The sequence below is a fragment of the Persicobacter diffluens genome (assembly GCF_036244895.1).
GTDB classification, from domain to species: Bacteria; Bacteroidota; Bacteroidia; order Cytophagales; family Cyclobacteriaceae; genus Persicobacter; species Persicobacter diffluens.
The window spans coordinates 163156-186489 of sequence record NZ_BQKE01000002.1; the positions used below are offsets into that span (position 1 = coordinate 163156).

7 protein-coding genes are annotated in these 23334 nt (G+C 45.7%); 4 read left to right on the forward strand and 3 right to left on the reverse strand.

Features of this window, described 5'->3' with window-relative positions:
- Window positions 1-429: 429 nt before the first annotated feature.
- From AAA970_RS15560 to AAA970_RS15570, 3 genes are all read left to right on the forward strand, one after another.
- The gene (locus AAA970_RS15560) at window positions 430-8385 is read left to right on the forward strand and encodes an SDR family NAD(P)-dependent oxidoreductase (protein ID WP_338237819.1); all 7956 of its coding nucleotides are present in this window, start codon (window positions 430-432) and stop codon (window positions 8383-8385) included.
- A 190-nt stretch (window positions 8386-8575) separates the two neighbouring features.
- A complete protein-coding gene (locus tag AAA970_RS15565) occupies window positions 8576-15520 on the forward strand; it encodes a beta-ketoacyl synthase N-terminal-like domain-containing protein (RefSeq protein ID WP_338237820.1) in 6945 nt (2314 codons plus the stop codon).
- Between the two features lie 323 nt (window positions 15521-15843).
- Entirely contained in the window at window positions 15844-17469 is a 1626-nt protein-coding gene (locus AAA970_RS15570) for a PfaD family polyunsaturated fatty acid/polyketide biosynthesis protein (protein ID WP_338237821.1), read from the forward strand.
- 203 nt (window positions 17470-17672) lie between these two features.
- Here the strand turns inward: AAA970_RS15570 and AAA970_RS15575 are convergent, their stop codons facing one another.
- Window positions 17673-18050, reverse strand: a complete 378-nt coding sequence (locus AAA970_RS15575) for a GxxExxY protein (RefSeq protein ID WP_338237822.1) — start codon at window positions 18048-18050, stop codon at window positions 17673-17675.
- 490 nt (window positions 18051-18540) lie between these two features.
- Here AAA970_RS15575 and AAA970_RS15580 point away from each other — a divergent pair, with 490 nt between their 5' ends.
- Complete coding sequence (locus AAA970_RS15580; RefSeq protein WP_338237823.1) at window positions 18541-19704, forward strand: transposase; 1164 nt, start codon at window positions 18541-18543, stop codon at window positions 19702-19704.
- On the opposite strand, the gene AAA970_RS15585 is transcribed toward AAA970_RS15580, so the two are convergent.
- Both AAA970_RS15585 and AAA970_RS15590 read right to left on the reverse strand, forming a co-directional pair.
- Window positions 19701-21236 (reverse strand): IS5 family transposase, encoded by a 1536-nt coding sequence (locus AAA970_RS15585; RefSeq protein WP_338237824.1) that lies wholly within the window; start codon window positions 21234-21236, stop codon window positions 19701-19703. The genes AAA970_RS15580 and AAA970_RS15585 overlap by 4 nt on opposite strands.
- 895 nt (window positions 21237-22131) lie before the next feature.
- Window positions 22132-23259 (reverse strand): transposase, encoded by a 1128-nt coding sequence (locus tag AAA970_RS15590; protein ID WP_338236619.1) that lies wholly within the window; start codon window positions 23257-23259, stop codon window positions 22132-22134.
- Window positions 23260-23334: the final 75 nt, after the last annotated feature.

Sequence of the window (23334 nt, forward strand, 5' to 3'; positions counted from 1 at the left end):
TTGTCTTGTTTTTTGATTTGTAAAGGAATGTTTAACCCCTTTTTTGGTGCGTTTAGCACTTCATTTTATATTCTTGAATACGCCGGTTTCCTTCTCTGAGCGCTCTGGCTTTCGCCTTCATTTCATTTTTTTGAGCTTGCGAATTTAGTTGTGTTGGCTTTTAAAAATGATTGGAGTTTCCTTTTTGGGCTGACAAATATGATGTGCTGTCACACATTTTTTTTTATTTTTTTTAGAAAAAAATGTCACGCCCTAAAGCATTGAATAGAAACTTATTAAAATGCTTATTTCAACATCTTTGGGACTAAAATGTTCAGCCTGTTTGAAAAAAAAATTTCAATTCTGTCACAAAACCAGTGCTTTGGTTGCCTATGGGGTGTGAATTGAAAAAAATGAAGCGGTGAAGACCGTTGGTAAATAAAGATTTTTATGGCTGACACCAATCAACTTTTGAAAGATTGTCCGGTAGCGATTATCGGTATGGCATCTGCCTTTGCAGACTCTAAAAACCTCGAACAGTATTGGGAAAATATTGTCGATGGTGTTGATTGCATTACAGAAGTTCCCTCCTCCCGTTGGGAGATCGATGACCTTTATGATGCAGATCCACGTGCGGAAGACAAGACCTATTGTAAGGTCGGTGGTTTCCTTCCGGACCTTGATTTTAACCCGATGGAATTTGGTTTACCCCCAAACATTCTGGAGGTAACCGATTCTTCTCAACTCCTTTCTCTTTTGGTGGCGAGAGATGCCCTGATGGATGCAGGCTACGCCCCGGGTTCCGAAGAATTTAATGAAGCCCTTCGTCAACGTACCGGTTGTATTTTGGGTGTAGGCGGTGGTCAGAAACTGATTACCCCTTTGACCGGTCGTTTGCAATATCCGATCTGGCAAAAAGTACTTTCTTCTATGGGATTGCCGCAATCAAAGATTGACCAGGCCATTGAAAAAATGAAGAAGGCTTACATTCCATGGACAGAGAATTCCTTCCCTGGCATGTTGGGGAACGTGATTTCTGGTCGCGTGGCCAACCGATTTGATCTTGGCGGAATCAACTCCGTAGTGGATGCGGCTTGTGCGGCATCACTTTCGGCCATTAAAATGGCCGTAGCGGAATTGATCGAAGGTCGCTCGGATATGATGATCACTGGTGGAGTGGATACGGACAATTCCCCTTTCATGTACATGTCTTTTGCCAAGACACCTGCTTTTTCCAAGCAAGGCAGCATTCGTCCTTTTGATCATGAAGGCGATGGTATGCTGATCGGGGAAGGTGTTGGTATGATCGTATGTAAGCGATTGGATGATGCTATTCGTGATGGAGATCGCGTTTATGCCGTGCTGAAAGGTATTGGTGGATCTTCTGATGGTCGTTTTAAAAGTATTTATGCGCCACGTCCGGAAGGACAGGCCTTGGCGATGCAGCGTGCCTATGATGAGGCAGGCTTTGAGCCACACACGGTAGGTTTAATTGAAGCACATGGTACCGGAACCAATGCCGGTGATGCTTCAGAAGCCAAGTCAATGGGTATGGTGTTCTCCCAAAATAATGAAACCAAAAATCACATTGCCTTGGGTAGTGTGAAATCGCAGGTAGGCCACTGTAAGGCTGCTGCGGGGGTTGCCGGAATGATCAAAGCAGCTTTGGCTTTGCATCACAAGGTATTGCCGGGAACGATCAACGTTACCCAGCCTAACCCTAAAATGGATATAGACAATTCACCGTTGTACGTTAATAGTGCAACGCGACCATGGTTTAGAAAGGATTCACACCTGCCACGTCGTGCGAGTGTCAGCGCCTTCGGTTTTGGCGGGGTGAACCTTCACATGGCCATGGAAGAATATGAGCAGGAAAGTGCGGCGAATTACCGCATCAATAAGCTGTACCAAGGCGTATTGCTTTCCGCTCCATCTCCAAGCGAATTAATCGCTGCCGTTCAGCAGCAGATTGAAAATATTCAGGGAGAGCAGGCCAACTATAAGTTGAAAAGCCTGGCCGCCTCCTCTGCCAATAAAGCCATTCCAGCCACTCATGCCCGTCTGGGTTTTGTAGCCAAAGGCGTGGAAGATGCTCAGAAGAAATTGCAGGCAGCATTGAAATTGTTGCAGGCCAATCCAACCGCCAGAAGCTGGGAACAACCTATCTTGGGAGTTTGGGGAAGATCTTCGGCGATCGCACCTACTGAAAAAACAGTAGCATTGTTTGCCGGTCAGGGTTCTCAGTATGTGAATATGGGTAATGCCCTGGCTTGTAACTTCCCGACCGTAAGAAAAAGTTTTGAAGCAGCGAATGCGGTCTTCGAGGCGAAAGGTAAAGCACCTTTGACCGAAACGGTTTTCCCTGTTCCGGTATTCAATCCAGCCGAAGAAAAAGCACTTCAGCAAAATCTGACGGCTACTCAAAATGCTCAACCAGCGATTGGTGCTTTGAGTGCGGGTATGTACCAATTGATGGCCAATGCCGGTTTCTCTGCTGATTTCTACGCAGGACATTCCTATGGGGAGATCACTGCACTTTGGGCAGCTGGCGTGATGGACGACGCGACTTTCTACCAACTTTCTGAGGCGCGTGGAGCAGCCATGGCAGCACCAGCTAATGGAGATGCTGGTTCTATGCTGGCTGTGAAAGCTTCTGCAGAAATGATCGAGCCGAAAATTGCGGCCTTCCCGAAAGTGCAGGTAGCCAATATTAACTCCAATAATCAGGTGATTTTGGGTGGTGATACTGCTCAGTTGCAGCAAGCGCAAGAGGCCTTGAAAGCGGAAGGATTCCTAGCGACCATGTTGCCGGTAGCAGCTGCTTTCCATACGCCATTTGTACAGCATGCTTCAGCTCCTTTCGCTGCAGAATTGGATAAGGCCAATTTCAAGGCGAGCAATAAAGTGATCTTCTCCAATACCACTGGTCAGCAATATGTAAATGATCCCGCGCAAATCAAGGAAACCCTGAAAGGGCATATCCTGAATCCTGTGCGTTTCCGTGAGCAAGTAGAAGGTATTTATGCCGCTGGTGGTCGTGTGTTTGTGGAATTTGGTCCTAAGAATATCCTTTCCAATTTGGTGAAAGATATTTTGGGTGATCGTCCGCATACTGTGATTGCCATGAATGCGAACGCCAAAAAGGATGGCGAACAGCAGTTACGTGAAGCAGCGATGCAGTTAGCGGTATTGGGCATGCCGGTTCAGGCATTTGATCAGGCTGCAGCCACGCCAATGGTTCCTGCTTCGGTGGGTAAAATGAATGTGAAGTTGAGTGGAAATAACTATGTTTCTCCTCAACGTCAGCAGGCCTGGCAAGAGGCGATTCAACCCGCTAAAGAAGTAGAAGAGACCCCAACCGAAGCAACCAACGGTAGCAATGGTTTGGCAGAAGAAATAGAAGCAGTGATGGTGGAGACCCAGGACATTGCCTCTTATGTACAGGAAAAATTACAGCAAAAACAGCAATCAGATAGCGAAGAAGCCATGGCAACTAAAGCACAGCTTGATCAAATACAGGCGGATCTTGAAAGACTAACCGCACAGCAAAACAGAATCGAAACCATGCTGAACGCCCTGTTCAGCCAGCCACTAGGCAATATTTTAGCCGCCGGCGCTCAGCCTGCTGCCGCTCCCGCACTGGAAGCTCCGAACCAGCAAGCAGCTCCTCAGCCAATGGCTACCCCGGCTGCCACTCCGGCTCAGCCTGCTGAAGCCCCGGCTCAGCCAGCTCCCGCTTCCGTACAGACAGGGCATGCCCTGTCTCAGGAAACGCCAGCTCCAGCTACCACTCCAGCACCAGCAGCACCAACCTCAACCGGCATTTCCCGCACTGAAATCGATGCGAGCTTAATGGAAGTGATCGCAGAGAAAACAGGCTATCCACAAGAAATGCTTGAAATGAGCATGGACATGGAAGCTGATTTGGGAATTGATTCTATCAAGCGCGTAGAGATCTTCGGCGCGATGACGGATGCGAACCCATCTATTCAGGGCGTGAATCCATCGGATTTGGCAGAACTTCGCACTTTGGATCAAATCTCAGCATATATTGCAAGCAAAGCAGGCGCTTCATCAGCTCCGGCTCAACAGCCAGCGGCAGCACCGGCTTCAGCACAGACAGGGCATGCCCTGTCTCAACAAGAGCAACCAATGGCCACTGCGGCACCGGCAGCTCCAACCTCAGGAGGCATTTCTCGCGCTGAGATCGATGCGAGCCTCATGGAAGTGATCGCAGAGAAAACGGGCTATCCACAAGAAATGCTTGAGATGAGCATGGACATGGAAGCTGATTTGGGTATTGATTCTATCAAGCGTGTAGAGATCTTCGGCGCGATGACGGATGCGAACCCATCCATTCAGGGCGTGAATCCATCGGATTTGGCAGAACTTCGCACTTTGGATCAAATCTCAGCATATATTGCAAGCAAAGCAGGCGCTTCATCAGCTCCGGCCCAACAGCCAGCGGCAGCACCGGCTTCAGCGCCAGTGGCTGAGCCAGTAGCAGCGGCTCCAGCTCCATCAGCAGCTCCTGCGGCTCCGGTTTCAGGTGGTATTTCTCGAAGCGAAATCGATGCGAGCCTCATGGAAGTGATCGCAGAGAAAACAGGTTATCCAGCAGAAATGCTTGAGATGAGCATGGACATGGAAGCTGATTTGGGTATTGATTCTATCAAGCGCGTAGAGATCTTCGGCGCGATGACGGATGCGAACCCATCTATTCAGGGCGTGAATCCATCGGATTTGGCAGAGCTTCGCACTTTGGATCAAATCTCAGAATATATTGCAAGCAAAGCAGGCGCTTCATCAGCTCCGGCCCAACAGCCAGCGGCAGCACCGGCTTCAGCGCCAGTGGCAGAGTCAGTAGCAGCGGCTCCAGCTCCATCAGCAGCTCCTGCCGCTCCGGTTTCAGGAGGCATTTCCCGCGCTGAGATCGACGCGAGCCTCATGGAGGTGATCGCAGAGAAAACAGGCTATCCAGCAGAAATGCTTGAGATGAGCATGGATATGGAAGCAGATTTGGGTATTGATTCTATCAAGCGTGTGGAGATCTTCGGCGCGATGACGGATGCGAACCCATCTATTCAGGGCGTGAATCCATCGGATTTGGCAGAGCTTCGTACTTTGGATCAAATCTCAGCATATATTGCAGGGAAAGCAGGCGCTTCATCAGCTCCGGCCCAGCCAGCGGCAGCACCGGCTTCAGCACAGACAGGGCACGCCCTGTCTCAACAAGAGCAACCAACTGCTACTCCGGCACCTGCCGCTCCGGTTTCAGGAGGTATTTCCCGCGCTGAGATCGACGCGAGCCTCATGGAAGTGATCGCAGAGAAAACAGGTTATCCAGCAGAAATGCTTGAGATGAGCATGGACATGGAAGCTGATTTGGGTATTGATTCTATCAAGCGCGTAGAGATCTTCGGTGCAATGACGGATGCGAACCCATCTATTCAGGGCGTGAATCCATCGGATTTGGCAGAGCTTCGCACTTTGGATCAAATCTCAGCATATATTGCAGGTAAAGCAGGTGCTTCATCTGCTCCGGCTTCAGCGCCAGTGGCTGAGCCAGTAGCAGCGGCTCCGGCTCCATCAGCAGCTCCTGCTGCTCCGGTTTCAGGTGGTATTTCCCGCGCAGATATCGACGCGAGCCTCATGGAAGTGATCGCAGAGAAAACAGGTTATCCAGCAGAAATGCTAGAGATGAGCATGGATATGGAAGCAGATTTAGGTATTGATTCCATCAAGCGCGTTGAAATCTTCGGTGCGATGACGGATGCAAATCCATCTATTCAGGGTGTGAATCCATCGGATTTGGCGGAACTGAGAACTTTGGATCAAATCGCAGCCTATATTGCAGGTAAGGCAGGCGCATCCGATGGGGTCACGAGTACATCCGTACAGGAGGCCGTGCCGGGAAAGCTTAATGGCCTGACGTCATTCACGTCGGGCCAGTACACAGGCGTTCCTCGTTCTGAGGTGAAATTGAAATACATCCCACAGCCGGATCAATTGATCAACAAAACGGCTTTGGGTGCTTTGACACTAGTGATCAATGAGGGGACAGGTTTTACACCTGCCCTTTGTGAAGCACTTTTGGCACACGGACATCAGGTAGTGGTTATGACCCTGCCTGAGGCCTTGGTGAGAAAAAGTAAATTCAATTTACCAGCAGGAGTGAAGGAAGTCGTATTGGCTTCGACTAAGGATGAAGATTTGAAAGTGGTGGTACAGGGCTTGAATGCGCCGGTAGCACACTTTATTTATAACCATCCGCATTTCCGTTTCCCATTAGGCCAATTGAGCCGTCATTTTGAAACGGAAAAAGCATTGGTGAAAGTGGCCTTCTTTATGGCCAAGCATTTGAAAGCTGGTTTGAATGAACTGGCCAATGAAAACCGCACCAGCTTTATGGTGACCACCCGTTTGGATGGTGCCTTAGGATTGCAGAATCCGGGGAATGTTTCCGTTGTTGGAGGAGGATTGTTTGGCCTGACCAAATGTTTGAATCTGGAATGGACAAATGTTTTCTGCAGAGGCGTGGATTTGGCTTTGGAATTAAAACCTGAGCAGGCCGCTGCCAACGTTGTAGCAGAATTGTACGATGCGGATCAGTGCATGACCGACATCGCTTATAATGCAAAAGGTGAACGTCATACTTTAGTGGCGGAAGAAATGCCAGCTTTACAGCAGCAATCGCTCGAGTCTACGATCAATCAGGATTCCGTATTTCTGGTAACTGGTGGTGCTCGTGGTGTAACGGCAGATTGTGTGAAGGCCATGGCGAAAACTTACCACTGTAAATTCATCTTGGTTGGACGTTCCGCTTTGGCAACAGAAGAACCAGCATGGGCAGTGGGTGTGGAAGATGCTCCAAGCCTGAAGCGTAAGGCGATGGAATTTTTGAAGTCTACAGGTGAGAAGCCATTACCGAAGACCATCAATAAATTGGTTGGAGGTGTTCAGGCGCAGCGTGAGATTTTAGAAAATCTGGAATACATCAAAGCACAAGGATCAGAGGTACATTATGCAGCAGCAGATGTAACGGATGCCGAAGGCTTGAAAGCGGCAGTAGCACCGATTGTAGCGCAAACGGGTGATATCACCGGATTGGTACATGGCGCGGGTCGTTTAGCTGATAAGTTGATTGAGAATAAAACCGAGTGGGATTTTGACGCGGTATATGACGTGAAAATTCAGGGCTTGGTGGCCGCTACAGCAGTGGTGGACATTCACAAGATCCAGCATGTGGTATTCTTCTCCTCAGTAGCAGGTTTCTACGGAAACGTGGGCCAGTCGGATTATGCGATTGCTAATGAGGTTTTGAACCGCACTGCGCATGTGTTCAAGAAGAACCATCCGGAATGGCATGTAAGCTCCATTAACTGGGGAGCATGGGATGCCGGAATGGTATCGGGTGAGTTGAAGAAGATGTTTGAGGCGCATGGCGTATCATTGGTGCCTTCGGATGAAGGTCCGGTATCCATGGTAGATCAGTTGAGCACTTTGTTCGCCGATCAGCCACAGGTGATTCTGGGAGGAACTTTGCCATTGGCCAAGGCCGATACCAGCGGTGATTTAAAAACGGCGGTATTGGAAAGAAGCCTGAAGGAAGAAGCCAATCCGTTTTTGGGACACCATGTGATTCAGGGCAATGCCGTATTGCCGATCATCAACGCTTCTACCTGGATGGCACAGACCGCAGAGGATTTCTACCCGGGCTTCTTTGTCTATAAGGTAGAAAATGCGAAGCTGTTCAAAGGAATTGTCTTTGATGGAAAGCAATCGGAGCAATACCAGATCAGTTTGAAAGAGCAATCGAAAGATGCTGAAAATATTGAAGTGTTAGTGACGATCTATTCCAATACGGGCGGGAAACTACCTATGAACCATTACCAAGCTACCGTCCGTTTGGTTTCGTCCAAACCTAAAGCACCAATCATGCCTTTGCCGGCAGTGAGAACTCCGGAAGTGGCAGATGCCTCAGGTATTTATACCGATGGCACATTGTTCCACGGTACGGATTTTCAGGGCGTGAAGCAGATCATTGAGGTGACGGAGAAAGGCTGTTTGTTGAAATGCGAACATGCCGGTGTGACGCCTGAGCGTCAGGGACAGTTTCCGGTGAAGTCTTTTAATGCCTTCCTGACCGATATTATGTATCAGGGATTGTTGGTGTGGGTAAGAAAGTACCACGGTTGTGGAAGCTTGCCATTGCGCACCGAATGGGTAGAGACTTATAATGCCTTGCCTTTTGGTCGTCCGTTTTATGTGGCGCTGGAGGTTTTGAAGTCTGATGACTTTGCGATGGAGGCGGATATTTCTGCTTTCGATGCCGAGACCGGAGAGCTGTACATGAAGAGCCACCGTGCCGGTGTGACCATCAGTAAAGATTTGGTTTGGAATTAATTTAAAGTGTATCAGAGCCGGAATCATTTTCCGGTTCTGATTTTTTGCGCTTTAGCGCATGGCTGAGGGATAGCGCCATTGTTGGAGCTCCTTTTGCCACCTTTTAAAATTTTTAAAAAGGCAAAAGAGCGACTGGCAAAAGCCCGACCGACGCTTGCGGAGGGCAGCCCCAAAAAAATACTGACACATCATGAGTAATCATAAAGAAAAAATAGCAGTCATCGGGATGGGAGGTTTATTCCCCGGATCTGACAATCTGGATCAGTTCTGGGATAACCTGATGGAGAACCGCGATCTGGCCAGTGCATCGACGCATGCGCAGTTTGGTGCTGATCCGGCGGGCTACTACCATGACGAGAAGGGAAAGCTGGATAAATGCTATTCCATTCGCGGTGGCTATGTAAATAATTTTGCTTTTGAGGCGGAGGGCTTTCAGCTGTCAGCCGACTTGCTGGACAAGCAGGATAAGCAGTTCCAATGGTCGTTGTATGTGGCGCGCGAGGCTTTGCAACATGCAGGCTATTGGGAAAAGGAGAAGCCGAAGACCGGGGTGATCATGGGGAACTTGTCGTTTCCTACGCATCGTTCCCGTCAGTTGCTGTCGGAGGTTTATGCAGAAATGGCGGAAGAAATTACTGCAGAGTTGACCGGACAGAAGGTGGATTATACTGCCAGCCAGACGGAATATCCGGCAACGGTGGAAGATACGTTATTCAGCAATGCGCCAGCGGCTTTGATCGCACAGGCGGTAGGGCTGAAGGGTACGCATTACTCTTTGGATGCGGCTTGTGCGTCTTCCTTGTATGCGGTGAAGTTGGCCTGCGATGAATTACATAATGGAAAAGCCGATATGATGTTGGCCGGGGCGGTATCAGGCTCGGATCCACTTTTCATTCATATGGGCTTTTCTTATTTCCATGCCTATCCGCGCATGCATGAGATTTCGGCTCCTTTGCAGACGAAATCCGGAGGATTGACTTCCGCCGAAGGTGCAGGGATGGTGGTTTTGAAGCGTTTGTCCGATGCCGAGCGCGATGGTGACCAGATTCTGGCAGTGATTGATGCAGTGGGACTGTCGAATGACGGTAAAGGAAAATTCCTTTTGAGCCCGAACCCAAAAGGGCAGAAGCTGGCTTTTGAGCGTGCTTATGAGCAGACGCCTTTAAATCCCGATCAGATTGATTATCTGGAATGCCATGCGACTGGTACGCCTTTGGGCGATAAGACGGAGATGAATTCCATCAGTGATTTCTTCGGCGTGAATCCTCCACAGATTGGTTCGGTAAAGTCCAATATGGGGCACTTGCTGACGGCTGCGGGTATGACCGGCATGATGAAGGTGATTCTGGCGATGCGTGCGGAATTTATTCCGGCGACCATTAAGGTAGATGCGCCATTGTCGGTGGAAGGTTGCCGTGTGGGAGGAGAGCAGATGGTATTGAAAAATCAGCCATGGCAGAAGAAAAATTCCCTTCCACATGCGGGGATTAATGCTTTTGGCTTTGGGGGAACCAACGGTCACTTGGTGCTTTCTGCTTATGATGGAAAGACACATACTGAAACGATTAATTCAACTGAAAATACAGAAGCGCAATCGGCTAAGCTGGCCATCACCGGAATGGATTTGCATTTTGGGGAGGTGGAGAGCCTGGAAGATTTCTACTTCACTTTATTTGAAGGCAAGCAACATTTCCGTCCATTGCCACCGCGCAGATGGAAAGGTTTGGAGAACTTGTCTTCGGTAAAAAGATTATTTGACCTGCCGGAAGCGGAGCAGATTCGTGGGAACTGGCTGGAGGAGTTTGAGCTGAACCTTCGTCGATTCAAGATTCAGCCTAAGGAGGCACAACGCCTTACTTTCCAGCAGACGCTGATGCTGCGCGTGGCGGATCGTGCATTGAAAGATGCAGGTCTGGCAGACTGGGAAGGTCAGGGCAAAAATGTAGCGGTATTGACGGCGATGGAATCCGAGCTGGAGATTCATCACCGCATGGGCCGATGGGATTTGAGCTGGCAGGTGGAGCAGGCCCTGAAAGCTGCGGGTATCTCCCTGGAGGAAGCCAAAGAATCCAAACTGACCGGTATTTTGCGCGATGCAATTTTCCCGGCTTATGAAGATCATTCTCCTTCGGAGCATACCGGATTTATCGGCAATATTATTTCCAGCCGTATCTCTGCCCTTTGGGATTTTACTGGCCCGTCTTTTACGGTTTCCTCTAATGAAAATGCAGTCTATAAAGCATTGGAAGTGGGAAGAAACTTGTTGGCCACAGGAGAGGTAGATGCAGTAGTTTTGGGCGCAATTGACCTTGCCGGAAGTCTGGAAGGCGTAGCAACCCGCCACAAAATTAACCCGATGAACAGCGGACAGGAGACCTGTTCCTGGAATGAAAACACCAACGGTTGGTTGGTAGGAGAGGGCGCCGGTGCGATTGTATTGAAGCGCGCTGAAGATGCTACTGAAGACCGCGTTTATGCCCATATTGACGGATTGGCGATTGTACAATCACAGTTGACGGATCTTCGCGGATCGGTAGATGCGGAGACCATAAAATCGGCTGCCCAACAAGCTATGAAAGTGGCGGGCGTACGCACCACGGATATTGGATTGGTGGAAGTGGCGGCTAATGGTGTTGCCGCTGATGATGCGGCAGAAATTGATGCTTTGACAGCGCTTTATCCTAAGCAGGAACCTTTGTTCCCGCAATTGCCGGTTTATCCGACTGCAGCGATTACTACGGCCAAGGCGCATATTGGTCATACCTTCTCTGCTTCAGGGATTGCGTCGATCATCAAGACGGCCTTATCGCTTTACCACCGCTTTATCCCGGCCATGCCACAGTGGCAATCGCCTAAGGCGATGGAGGCTTTGGAAGCTTCGTCATTTTATGTGCCGACCGCTTCGAGTCCATGGTTTCCGGAGTTGCACAGCCAGTCTTTATATGCGGCGGTGCAGGGAATTGCGGCAGATGGAACTGCCGCCCATATGATTATGAGTGAGGGCAGCCATCCGCAGTCCACAAAGGATAATCCTTATCTGAAAAAAGGAGGCGCGAGATTGTTCCCGATCGCTGCTGCCGATGCCAATGCTTTGGTACAGCAGATCGAAGTATTACAGCAGGATAAAGTGGATTTCCGCACTTTGTCTGATCAGCTGTGTGAGGCTTTTGAAAAAACGGGCGATCAGCCGGCTGTGGCGGTTATCGTTGCGGCCAATCAAAAAGAGCTGGAGCGTGAGTTGCTGATCTTTGCCAAAGGATTGATGAGCTGTGTGGCTTCCGGTAAGCCATTGCAGACACCAGCAGGTAGTTATTTCACCCCTGAACCATTGGGTAAAAAGGGTAAAATCGCCTGGATGTATCCGGGCGCAGGTTCGGCCTACACCGGTATCGGTACGGAATTGTTTCAGGCATTTCCGGAGCTGTATGAGGTGATCCGTGGCAGAGTGAACCATATGCATTCGGCCATTTTTGCGCCGGAGATTTATCCACGTAACCTGAAGCAACTGAATGAGGAAGAGCAGAAAGCGCAGCTCAGACGTTTGCGTGGCATGGCCTTGCCAATGATGTCGGCAGGATGTACTTATTCCGCCATGCTGACCCATGTTTTTCAGGATAAATTGAATATTAAAGGAGATGCCGTGATGGGCTACTCCATGGGTGAAACGAGCTCGATGAATTACTGTCAGCAGGTTTGGGATGCCCGTTATATCGATCAAAAATTCTTGTCTTCGACCCTCTTTATGGAGAAAGTCGGAGGACGTTTAACTACTCTCGCGGACTTCTGGGGCTGTAAGCCCAAGGAGGCCCGTGCACGCTGGACGAGCTTTTTGATCAGTGCCGTGAGTGCACCGCAGAAATTTGTGGCTCACCCGACTTTGGAAGCCTGGTATCAGGAGGAGGTGCAACCTTCGGCGAAAAACATCTTCCTGACTTTCATTAATACCGATCAGGAAATTATCCTTTCCGGAGACCGTGAGGAGTTGGCGGCCTTGATGGCCAAGCATGGTATTCAGGCGATGGAGATCCGCAATAATAATATTGTGCACCATGACTTCTGCCGTGCAGAGACCGAAGAGCTGATTGACATGCATACGCTACCGATCGAGCATCAGCCGGATTTGGCTTTTTACTCGGGCGTAACCTTCCAGCCTTTGGAATTGACTTCTGAAGTGATGGCGGAGAATGCCAAGGAGGTTTGCTGCAAGGAAGTGAACTGGCCAAAGCTGACGCGTCAGGTGCATGCAGACGGACATCAACTGTTCGTGGAAGTGGGCGCGAATGCGACTTTGAGCCGTTGGGTGGAATCCAATCTGCAGGGCTTGCCACATGTATGTATCCCATCGGATCGTAAGGGCGCTTCGGCTTTGAAAAATCTTTGCGCGACTACGGCCATGATGCTGGCACATGGGGTAAAAGCGGATTTGAAAGATTTCTATACCGCAGCTGCGGACAAGTCAGAAGAGAAAGTTTTGAATATCAAATTGCAAACCGGAGGACAACCATTCCGTGAGTTTGCGATCACTGAAACCAATAAAGTGGCCTGCCAATTGGCCGAACATGAAATGCCAAAAGCTGCATTGGTAGCCGAGGCGGCCGGAGGGGTGGAGACTTTCTCCTTGCCGGTACAAGCGATTGAAAATACTGACACTAATACAATGAATACTACTTTTTCTGTGGAAGCGAAGATGGGCGAAAATGGCCTGAAGCTTCAGGATTATAACGATCCGATGTACCTGAATGGTAAGCAGGTGATTTGGGATGAAAAGGATTTGGAAACTTTCGCCACCGGTAAAATCTCCGATGTTTTCGGGGAAGAATTCTCGGTGATAGACACTTATAAGCGTCGTGTGATGTTGCCGATGCAGCCTTATTTGTTGGTGAGCCGTGTGACGGAACTGAATGCCAAGACGCATGAGTACAAGCCATCCACAGTGACCACTGAATATGATATTCCTTATGGTTCCAAGTTTACGACCGATGGTCAGATTCCATGGGCAGTAGCGGTAGAGTCCGGTCAGTGTGATTTGTTGTTGATCTCTTATTTGGGTATTGACTTCCAGAACAAAGGTGAGTATGTGTACCGTCTGCTGGACTGTACCTTGACTTTCCTGGATGATCTGCCATATGAAGGACAGACGCTTCGTTATGATATTTCCATCAACAACTTTGTGCGTAACGGACAAAACTTGTTGTTCTTCTTCTCTTATGAGTGTTTCGTGGAGGATCGCATGGTATTGAAGATGGATGGCGGTTGCGCCGGATTCTTCTGTGATGCAGAATTGGCCGAAGGACAAGGGGTAGTATTCAGCCCGTCGGAATTGGCCGATCGTGCAGCACGTAAGCAGCAGTTCTTCACGCCGTTGTTGGAGTGTGAGAAAACTTCCTTCAATAAGGCAGAATTGCAGGCATTGGTAGCCGGAGATACGGTAACTTGTTTTAATGAAAACTATGTGGACAATGGCAAAAATAAATCATTGCGATTGCCACCGGAAGATATTTTGATGTTGGATCGCATCACTAAGGTAGAGCGCACCGGAGGTACTTCCGGTTTGGGTTATATCGAGGCGGTGAAAAATCTGAAGGCGGATGACTGGTATTTCCCATGTCACTTCCGCGATGATGAGGTTTTGGCCGGTTCTCTGCAGGCAGAAGGAGGAGGGCAGTTGTTGCGTTTCTTCATGATGTACTTAGGGATGCAGCGCTTGACTAAAGATGCTCGCTTCCAGCCGGTATTGGGTGTTCCGCAAAAGGTGCGTTGTCGTAAAGAAGTACCTGCGAAAAATGGCGAGTTGATCTATAAGATGGACGTGAAGGAAATCGGATTGACGCCGGAACCTTATGTGATTGCCGATTTGGAAATTCACTACGATGGTTATATCGCGGTATTCTTTGAAAACCTTGGCCTGAAGCTGCAGGAAAAAGATAATCCGAATTATTTGAAAGAAGGCAAAAATATGGTGAACGGTATCGCCGTGACACCAGTGGATAAGCCGGTATTGTTGAATGAGTCGGACATCACGCAGTTTGCTTTGGGTAAAGTGGCGGATTGTTTCGGGCCGGAGTATGAGGTGTATGAAGGACGTTGTCTGTCCCGTCAGCCAAATACGGATCTGCAATTCATCTCCCGTGTATTAGAAGTACAAGGCGAGCGTCATCAATTCAATAACAATCCGACGATTATCACGGAGTATGATGTGCCGGCAGATGCGTGGTATTATCAGCAGAATGCTTCACCGGAAATGCCGTATTCGGTATTGATGGAGGTGGCATTGCAACCATGTGGATTCCTGGGGGCTTATTTAGGTTCTACTTTGGCCTTCCCGGATAAAGATTTGTTCTTCCGTAATCTGGATGGTGACGGTGAGATGATCAAGTGGGTAGATTTGAGAGGAAAGACCGTAACCAATACCGCCTGCTTGTACAGCCATACCAATTTGGGTGGAACCGTATTGCAGCGTTACCGTTTTGAGTGTGCTGTAGATGGTGAGGTATTCTATAAAGGAACTTCTTCCTTCGGATTCTTCACCAAGGCGGACTTGTCTTCACAGGCGGGTCTGGATCAGGGGAATATTGTAAAATCCTGGTTGGAAGAAAATAATGCCGGTGGCATGAAGATCAATCTGGATTCTCCATTCGGAAAGATGAAGTTATTCAATTCTGTTTTCCCTGCTTCTCCAAAATTACACTTGTCGGACAAGCAGTTGAAGCTGATCGATACCGCAACGGTAGTGAAAGATGGTGGTAAATATGGAAAGGGTTATGTGTATGCTTCCAAAGCAGTGAAAGCGCATGAGTGGTTCTTTACTTGTCACTTCTATCAGGATTCGGTAATGCCGGGCTCCTTGGGTGTAGAGGCGATCTTCCAGGCGATGCAGTTGTATGCAGTGCAGCAAGGTTTGGGTAAAAACCTGAGCAATGCGACCATTCAGCATGTGGGTGACAATAATAAAACCGTTTGGAAATACCGTGGTCAGATTTTGCAAACCGATCCGGAGATGAATCTGGAAGTTCACTTCAAGGAAATCCGTGAGGAAGCCGGTAAAGTGACTTTGGTGGCGGATGCTTCCTTGTGGAAAGGCGCTTTGCGTATCTACGAAGTGACAGACCTTGCGATTCAGTTGCAGTCGAACTAATAGTTTTTGAATTTTAAGCCACGAATTACACAAATTTTCACGAATGATATTTTATTATATGCGTGTGGCTTTAGGTGTAATGAGGTGTTCTTCTCTAGCCTGAGTGATTCGCTTGGGTTGGAGATTAATTATTGAAACCACGAATTGCACTAATTTACACGAATTGATTTTTTGATAGGCGTGTGAATTCCGAGGTATGGAGGGGGTCCATTTCTTGTCCGGGTGACTGGTTTAGAATTCATTGAAATCATCCTCCCTATTATAAATTTAAAAATTAGTGTAATTCGTGAAATTAGTGGTTCCATTATAACCAACAGATAATCATGATATCAACAATAAATACTGCCTTACAATCCACAGCGCCGAAGAGCTCGGCCAAATGGTTTGGAAGTGCCAATATGCTGGCTTTCACCGCCGAAGAAATACGTTTGGCTTTAAGTCAGGCGGATAAAAATTTATACATTGTTCGTAATGCCGAAGGACAAACAGGTTTGGCCACAGGTATGGGAACGCAGAATCCTGCTGACCTCCAAACTTTGGAGCTTTTAGGGCATTTACCTGCTTTCACAGCCCCGCAGTTGGGTGATGCAGGTTTTCGTGAAACTTACGGGTTGCGCTACAACTATATGGGTGGTGCGATGGCTAATGGTATTTCTTCCGAGGAATTGGTGATTGCGATGGGAAAAGCCGGCATGATCTGCTCTTTCGGAGCGGGTGGTCTGGTGCCTTCCCGTATCGAGGAAGCGATTGATCGCATTCAGGCGGAATTACCGAATGGTCCTTATGCCGTGAACCTGATTCATGCTCCGAATGAGGAAGCATTGGAGCGCGAAGCTTGTGAAATCTTTTTGCGCAAAGGCGTTAAGGTTATTGAGGCTTCTGCTTTCATGGACCTGACGATTCACATTGTACGTTACCGTGCGGCAGGACTTTCCCGCAATGCCGATGGTTCTATCCATATCGGAAACCGTATTATCGGAAAAGTTTCCAGACTGGAAATGGCTGAGAAATTCATGCGTCCTGCGACCGCTAACTTGTTGGCTGCCTGCGTGGAAAAAGGATACATTACTGCGGAGCAGGCTGAATTGGCCAAGCAAGTACCGGTAGCGGATGATATCACCGTGGAAGCGGATTCGGGTGGACATACCGATAACCGTTCCCTGGTTTGTTTATTACCAAGTGTATTGGAATTGCGCAATCGCCTGCAGGCGGAGTTGAACTACCCAACCGCAGTTCGCATTGGTGCCGGAGGAGGAATCTCCACGCCGGAATCGGCTTTGGGTGCTTTTTCAATGGGTGCAGCATACTTAGTAACTGGTTCGATCAATCAGGCTTGTCGTGAGTCCGGATCTTCGGACTATGTCCGCAAGGTTTTGGCCAATGCGGGTATGGCAGACATCATGATGGCGCCGGCTTCGGATATGTTTGAGTTGGGCGTTAAGTTGCAGGTATTGAAAAAAGGGACCCTTTTCGGCATGCGTGCACAGAAGTTGTATGACTTCTATATGGCTTATGACAGCATTGAGGCCATTCCGGAGAAGGAGCGTCTGACTTTGGAGAAAACGGTATTCAAGGATACTTTGGAAAATATCTGGCAGTCCTGCATTGAGTTTTTCAATGCACGTGACCCGGAACAAATTGAAAGAGCAGAGGGCAATCCTAAGCGTAAGATGGCGTTGATATTCCGTTGGTACTTAGGCTTGAGCTCCAGCTGGGCCAACCGCGGTGTTGCCGGTCGTGAGATGGACTACCAGATTTGGTGTGGTCCGGCCATGGGCGCTTTCAATGAGTGGACCAAAGGCACTTCTCTGGAGCAATGGGAAAATCGATATGCGGCGAAAGTAGGAACCGCCTTATTGGATGGTGCAGCCTACCTGCAAAGAGTTCAAATGCTAAAGATATATGGCATTCAGGCAGAGGAAAGCTTGAAGAAAGTAATACCGGCCTAATTTACGTTGGTCGGATGTGTTGTAAGCCCTCGGTGTGGATCGGGGGCTTTATTTTTGCCATGATTTTAGGATTAATGGGATTGAAAAGATTTTTGAGCCTTGATTATGGGGATTAAAGGGATTTTAGGATTGGTTGTGTCGGATGTTGATTTCCAGAGATATAATTTCAACAGAACAAACGTTCTCCAGTCAGTCATTCAGCCTTAATTTGTGCATCTGTTATTGTGTAGCCGTTTATACTCCAAGCTCATAGCTCCGAAATTAATGAGTAAACCAATCTCTAAATTGTAAGCCTCTAAATAGTTCTTTCCTTGGGCTAAATGGGCATCTTCTAATTGTTTGGTCGCCTTGATTTCCAGCATCACGCTGTTCTCAATGAAGAAATCCACCCTTCTCTTTCCAACAGGTCTTTCCTTATAAAAAATCATCATTTCAAACTCCCGTATAAAGTCAATTCCTTGTGCTTCCAGCTCCATCGCCAATGCCCGTTGATAAATCACTTCTTGAAAGCCATTTCCCAAATACCGATGAACCTCCATCGCACAGCCAATGATTTTAAAGGTGAGATCCTGATGCTTCATGTTGATTTTTTGTCACTAAACCATGAATTTTTAGTATCTGTTCGCCTAATTGGCCATGATTAATGGTATTTATTGGATTTTAGGATTAGAGGTGTTTGATCAGGTTGAGAGTACAACCTTAGCCGGCAGTTTGCAAAGGAGAAAATGATGTGGGTTTTGGCTTAATACATCTATATCCCTTGTTTTTAAGGTCGAAATTGATCAGTCAGCCAATCCCCAACCCCCAATCAATAACCCCAAATCCTTTCAATCCTTCAAATCAAGTCAATCAAGGTCTTTGATGAGGCTGACCCTCCCATTTCCCTTTCTCGAAATTCCTTGTATTTGTACATTCAACCTGATATTTAATTGGGGTCTGCTTAACAATACTCCGTAGAGTTTTGAGCTATTGTAAAAAAAATGGTGACCTGTATATTTGTATCGCCAAACACCAACATACTAAGTCACCATCAAGAGCATCGAAACACTCCTAGCGCAAATATTCCATAAAATGTTAGACATTAACAAATGGGAGAGGGATTTCATGATAGAAAATTTGAAAGGACTACTGTCTTTCCGTGGTCGTAATAATTTCACCAACATGAGTCGGTATCTGCGGTACAATGAGGCCACGATTAGATCATGGTATGAAAAATATTTCAATTACCTTTTTTTCAATATTGAGCTCATTAAGACACTTAAAGATGAATTGCGCATCATTGCCTTTGATCCAAGTTATGTTTCCAAAAGTGGTCAACTCACCCCAGGTTTAGGGTACTTTTGGTCAGGCTGCGATAATTCAACAAAAAGAGGTCTAGAAATTACTGGAATAGCAAGTGTTGGCCTCGAAAGTAAAACCGCAATGCATTTAGAGGCCCATCAAACCTTTAAGAGTGAGGACGAGTCATTTAATTTGCTGACCTTTTATGCCAATTTGATTTTGTCAAATGTTGAATTGTACAAGCAAGTATCAGATAGTGTGGTTGTTGATGCTTACTTTTCGCGCTTTACATTCGTCGATCCAATAGTAGAAAAAGGGTTTATTGTCATTAGTAAATTGGCTAAAAACGCATTTCTTCGTTACAGAAATACCGAACCACCTACCGGAAAAAGAGGGCGACCCAAGGTCTATGGAGAAAAAGTGAAATTTAATAATCTTGACCAAAGACACTTTACACTATGTTTCAAAAATGAAAACTCGGAGGCTTTCGAAGCAGAGGTTCATAGTAAAAGTCTTAAACGATGGATCAAGTGTGTGGTCGTCGTTACTGAGCTTGACAATGGGAAAACCAGACGAGAAATTTTATTCAGTACAGACATTAATCAAAGCGGTTCCGCAATAATTGAGCGTTATCGACTTCGATTTCAAATTGAGTTTCTATTTCGAGATGCCAAACAATTCACCGGTTTGACTCACTGCCAGGCGAGGAGTAAAAATAAGATACATAATCACATAAATATGTCTCTAACGGCGGTGTCCGTGGCAAAGGCGCTTCACTATTTTGATAATAAAACCGAAGAAAAGGAACCCTTCTCATTATCAAGTATTAAGATGCTATATTTTAATCGAAACTATATCCAAAGAATATTTAAAGGGTTCGGGATTGCCCCCGAACCTTACGATAATTCAGAGCAAATGCTCCAGATAGAGAGATTTGGCTGTATTGCGGCCTAATTCTTTACGGAGTATTGGCTTAAAAAGGTCTCTTTATTTTTCTTGAAATTTGGTTGACCAATTCCAGCTTCGATTATTGATGTTACTAATGCCCATAAATCATATTCATAAATAATGAAAAAAAGGTCAAAAAAGATTCCTTTCATGAATCTTTCAAGGTTAGCAATAAAGAAGATGGCACCAATCCAAGAATTTGTGGTGTCTGATCTTCGTGCCTTAATATTATTCAATCCATACCCTCTTTTAGTTTGTCCAAATTTTCCTTCTACATGACTCCTCAATTTTTGATGGATAACCTTATTCTCTTCCCGCTCTTTAATTTTTTCAGGATCTTTAGGAGGAGCTCCAAGAGGTGAGCCGACGAAAGTTATATCATTTTGATCATAAACTTCTCTAGCATTTCGATTTCCATAAATTTTGTCTCCAACAATTCCATTTAGCTTAGTGTGAGGGTGCCGTAGTTTATGTGCTTCAATATGCTTTTTGATAATCTCCTCTTCCCCTTCATAGTATGCTTCAAAATCATGATGGTCAATATAAGAATAGCCTTGGTCAATAGATATTGATATTTTAGCTCCAAATTCAACATTCGCTCCAGACTTCCCTCTTATGATGGGGCGAATATGTGGTTGATATAAGTTTACAATACGGAAACCAACCGTATTTTTCTTCTCTTCAATCATTTCCATTTGTTGGCGATACACTTCTTGAATAACATACAATAGCTTCAAAAAACGCTTATTCAAAGGAATACCTACCTTAATTTGGTCTAATAGACGATGAATATGCCCTATATTTCGATGAAGATACTGTAGTTGTTTTCGATTTGCAGCCCTCCAAAAATCGGCGCCTTTCTTCTTTTTTCTTGTCAACGCTAGAAATTCTTTTTGGGCTTTTTGTCGATAGCTTCTAGGTTTCTTAGCATCTGTTTTAACAAATTCCCATAATATATCGATGATTTTTTCTGATTCAATGCGAGCCTTATTGATCAAAGCCAGGTCGGTCGGATAAGGAATTTCTTGCACCGCTACAGTAGCATCAACTGAAATCGAGTTTTCAATTTCAGGCTTCTTATATTTTGTATCACTTTCTACATTTTTTTCATCACGAAGTTCGCTTTGCTCATCAATACTAACGTCATGACTCTGGAGTAAGTGACTTAAATCATTAAAGTCTTTTATGGTCAAACGCTTTCTAATTGTCGGAAATAATGAAGAATCGAATACCTGATCATGTTGAAATTTATGCAATCCAACAAAGTATTGTAGATATGGACTTTCTTTGATTTGTTCAATTGTTTCTCTATCAGACAACTTATATTTGTGTTTGATAATCAAGGCTCCAATCACTAAACGCGCTGGTTTAGGTCTAGCTCCTTTGTCGAAGGACATGTTCCGTTCATAGATCCTTTTTAATTGACTCCAAGGAATTTCTTTGGCCATAATAATCCATCTATTATTGGGATTAAGGCCACCCAAATACGGGTCCATAAAATCAGAAATCTCAAGTTGATCAGGGGAATGCTTAATCATAGTGCAAGCTAAAAAAGTAGGAAAGGAGCCCTGGGGCTATTTAAAGGACAATTTACAAAATTTCCCCTTGCACTAAAAGAGATTTAATGTGATTTAATAAGTTGATCTTCAGTCGTTTTTAGATAATTCGAGCTATTTCAGCAGACCCTAAGTAGTTTTTTAGGAAGTCTATCTCAAATACCCAGCCATTTGACTTAAACTTATAAAAAATATTATTTTACCCTTATGGTTTTTCCTGCGCCCGTGTTGATAGCTGATTTGACCTTCATTGTACCTCAAAATGCTTCAAGAAGGTGCTTTGCTGAATTTTTTACTGTTTCCATGGGGGAGAAGAAATGGGGGAATTGTACTTTGTGTAGGTAGTGATTGTTAGGAGTGTCTTATTTGATGCTTATGCTGTGGCTCTCTTTTTCATAATTATGGATTTCATTTCAATGTAATAAAAGCATCAAGTTTAATATGATATATATTATAAGTAGCGAACTTAACTGTAATTAATACTCATTTTCGTAGATTAAATAGGGTGTTTTAGGTGTTTTTCTTTCCAAATCATTCAATTTGTTTTTAATTAGAATGCATGATTCTTAAGAAAGAACTGAGCGCCTCTAGTATATTGTTTGTAGGTTGTTTTATATCCTATTTATAATTGTACATCAACCTATATCATGAAAAAGTTAATTATTTATTTTGTGGTAATGTCTTTATTTTCAGTTTGTAGTAATCAATGGCATACGACCTCAACTTCAAATACAGTAATAAAATCTAAAGGAAAATATAAAGTAGAGAAAAAGCGATTTAAGGGAGCTTATTCTATCAAATAATCTATAGTCAAAATATGAAAAAAGGGAGTCTCCAATCAGGACTCCCTTTTTTTAATACCACTATTTGCATACAACTAGACATTTATTGATTTGGGGCAAATTTTCCGATCATGACTCAAGAAGTGATTCAGGATATACTCGCCCCAATTTTCTATTCTGTAACCAGCTTCTGCGATGCATTCGACTCCTTTTCGAAAAACGGAAATGGATCTGTACCTTTTACCATTGGCATAAGTTTTCAGACGAACATTTTTGTACTTTTTTAACCCATGAGCTATGGATACCGAATATGCAAAAACGACAATAGCCATCATTAACCGGCATCTATCTGCTCCCTGAACATTCATTTTTTCAAGGTCAAAACCATTGGTCTTCAAATGTCTGAAACATGTCTCAATTTGCCATCGCTTCCGATAGTCCTCAGCCACTTTATATGCGTTTTTAGACAGGTTTGTCAAAAGGAAAATCACAGGTTCCTTTTCCGCATCTTCACTTTTCTTGATGACCATCCGGCAATTGTCTCCAGCTTCAAACTTCATTTTAGCGGACATCGTTTTACCTTTCACCTTACTATTGGTGACTTTTGAAATCATTTGCGCTTTCGTCATAGATTTTTCATTCCACTGAGTCTTAAAGTTGCATTCTTTTACCCGAAGCACATATTTAAAGCCGTTATCTTCAAGGTATTTGATGAATTTCTGTCCTGCATATTCACGATCAGCCAAGAGAATTTTACCTTCAAGATTGAATAACTTTGACGCCTCTTCAAGCAACTGAATTCTTTCTTCCTGATTACTGATGCCCTTCTTTTCCAGATTCATGAAATAGATCGGCACCGCTACTCCATTATACAAAATGGCCAAGGTCATGAAATGAAAAGTACGATCCCCTTGCGTCCAGCTGGTGCCATCGACCATCAAAAAATCCCCACCTTTGTGCATATGCATGGCGGATAATTGCAATAGATCACTCCATAAATTGGTGTCAGAATATTCCGTAAATATGCGGGTTAAGCGTTTGTAATGGCCAGAGGCGGAAGTACGCTGATTATCTAAAATGCTACCGATGGAATCTTTCACTTTATTAAGACAAACGGTTCCTTTTCGGATGATGCCTAAACTTAGGGCGAGTACATTTTTCCAGCAAGCTTTACCCCATTTTGGAAATTCTTGCGTAAGTTTGCTGTGAAGCGAATTGAACATAGATCTTTGTTGGCGTTGGAACCCAAAGTTACTATTGTTGATTCGCTTTTTACGTTTTTAGGCAAAAATGTCTAG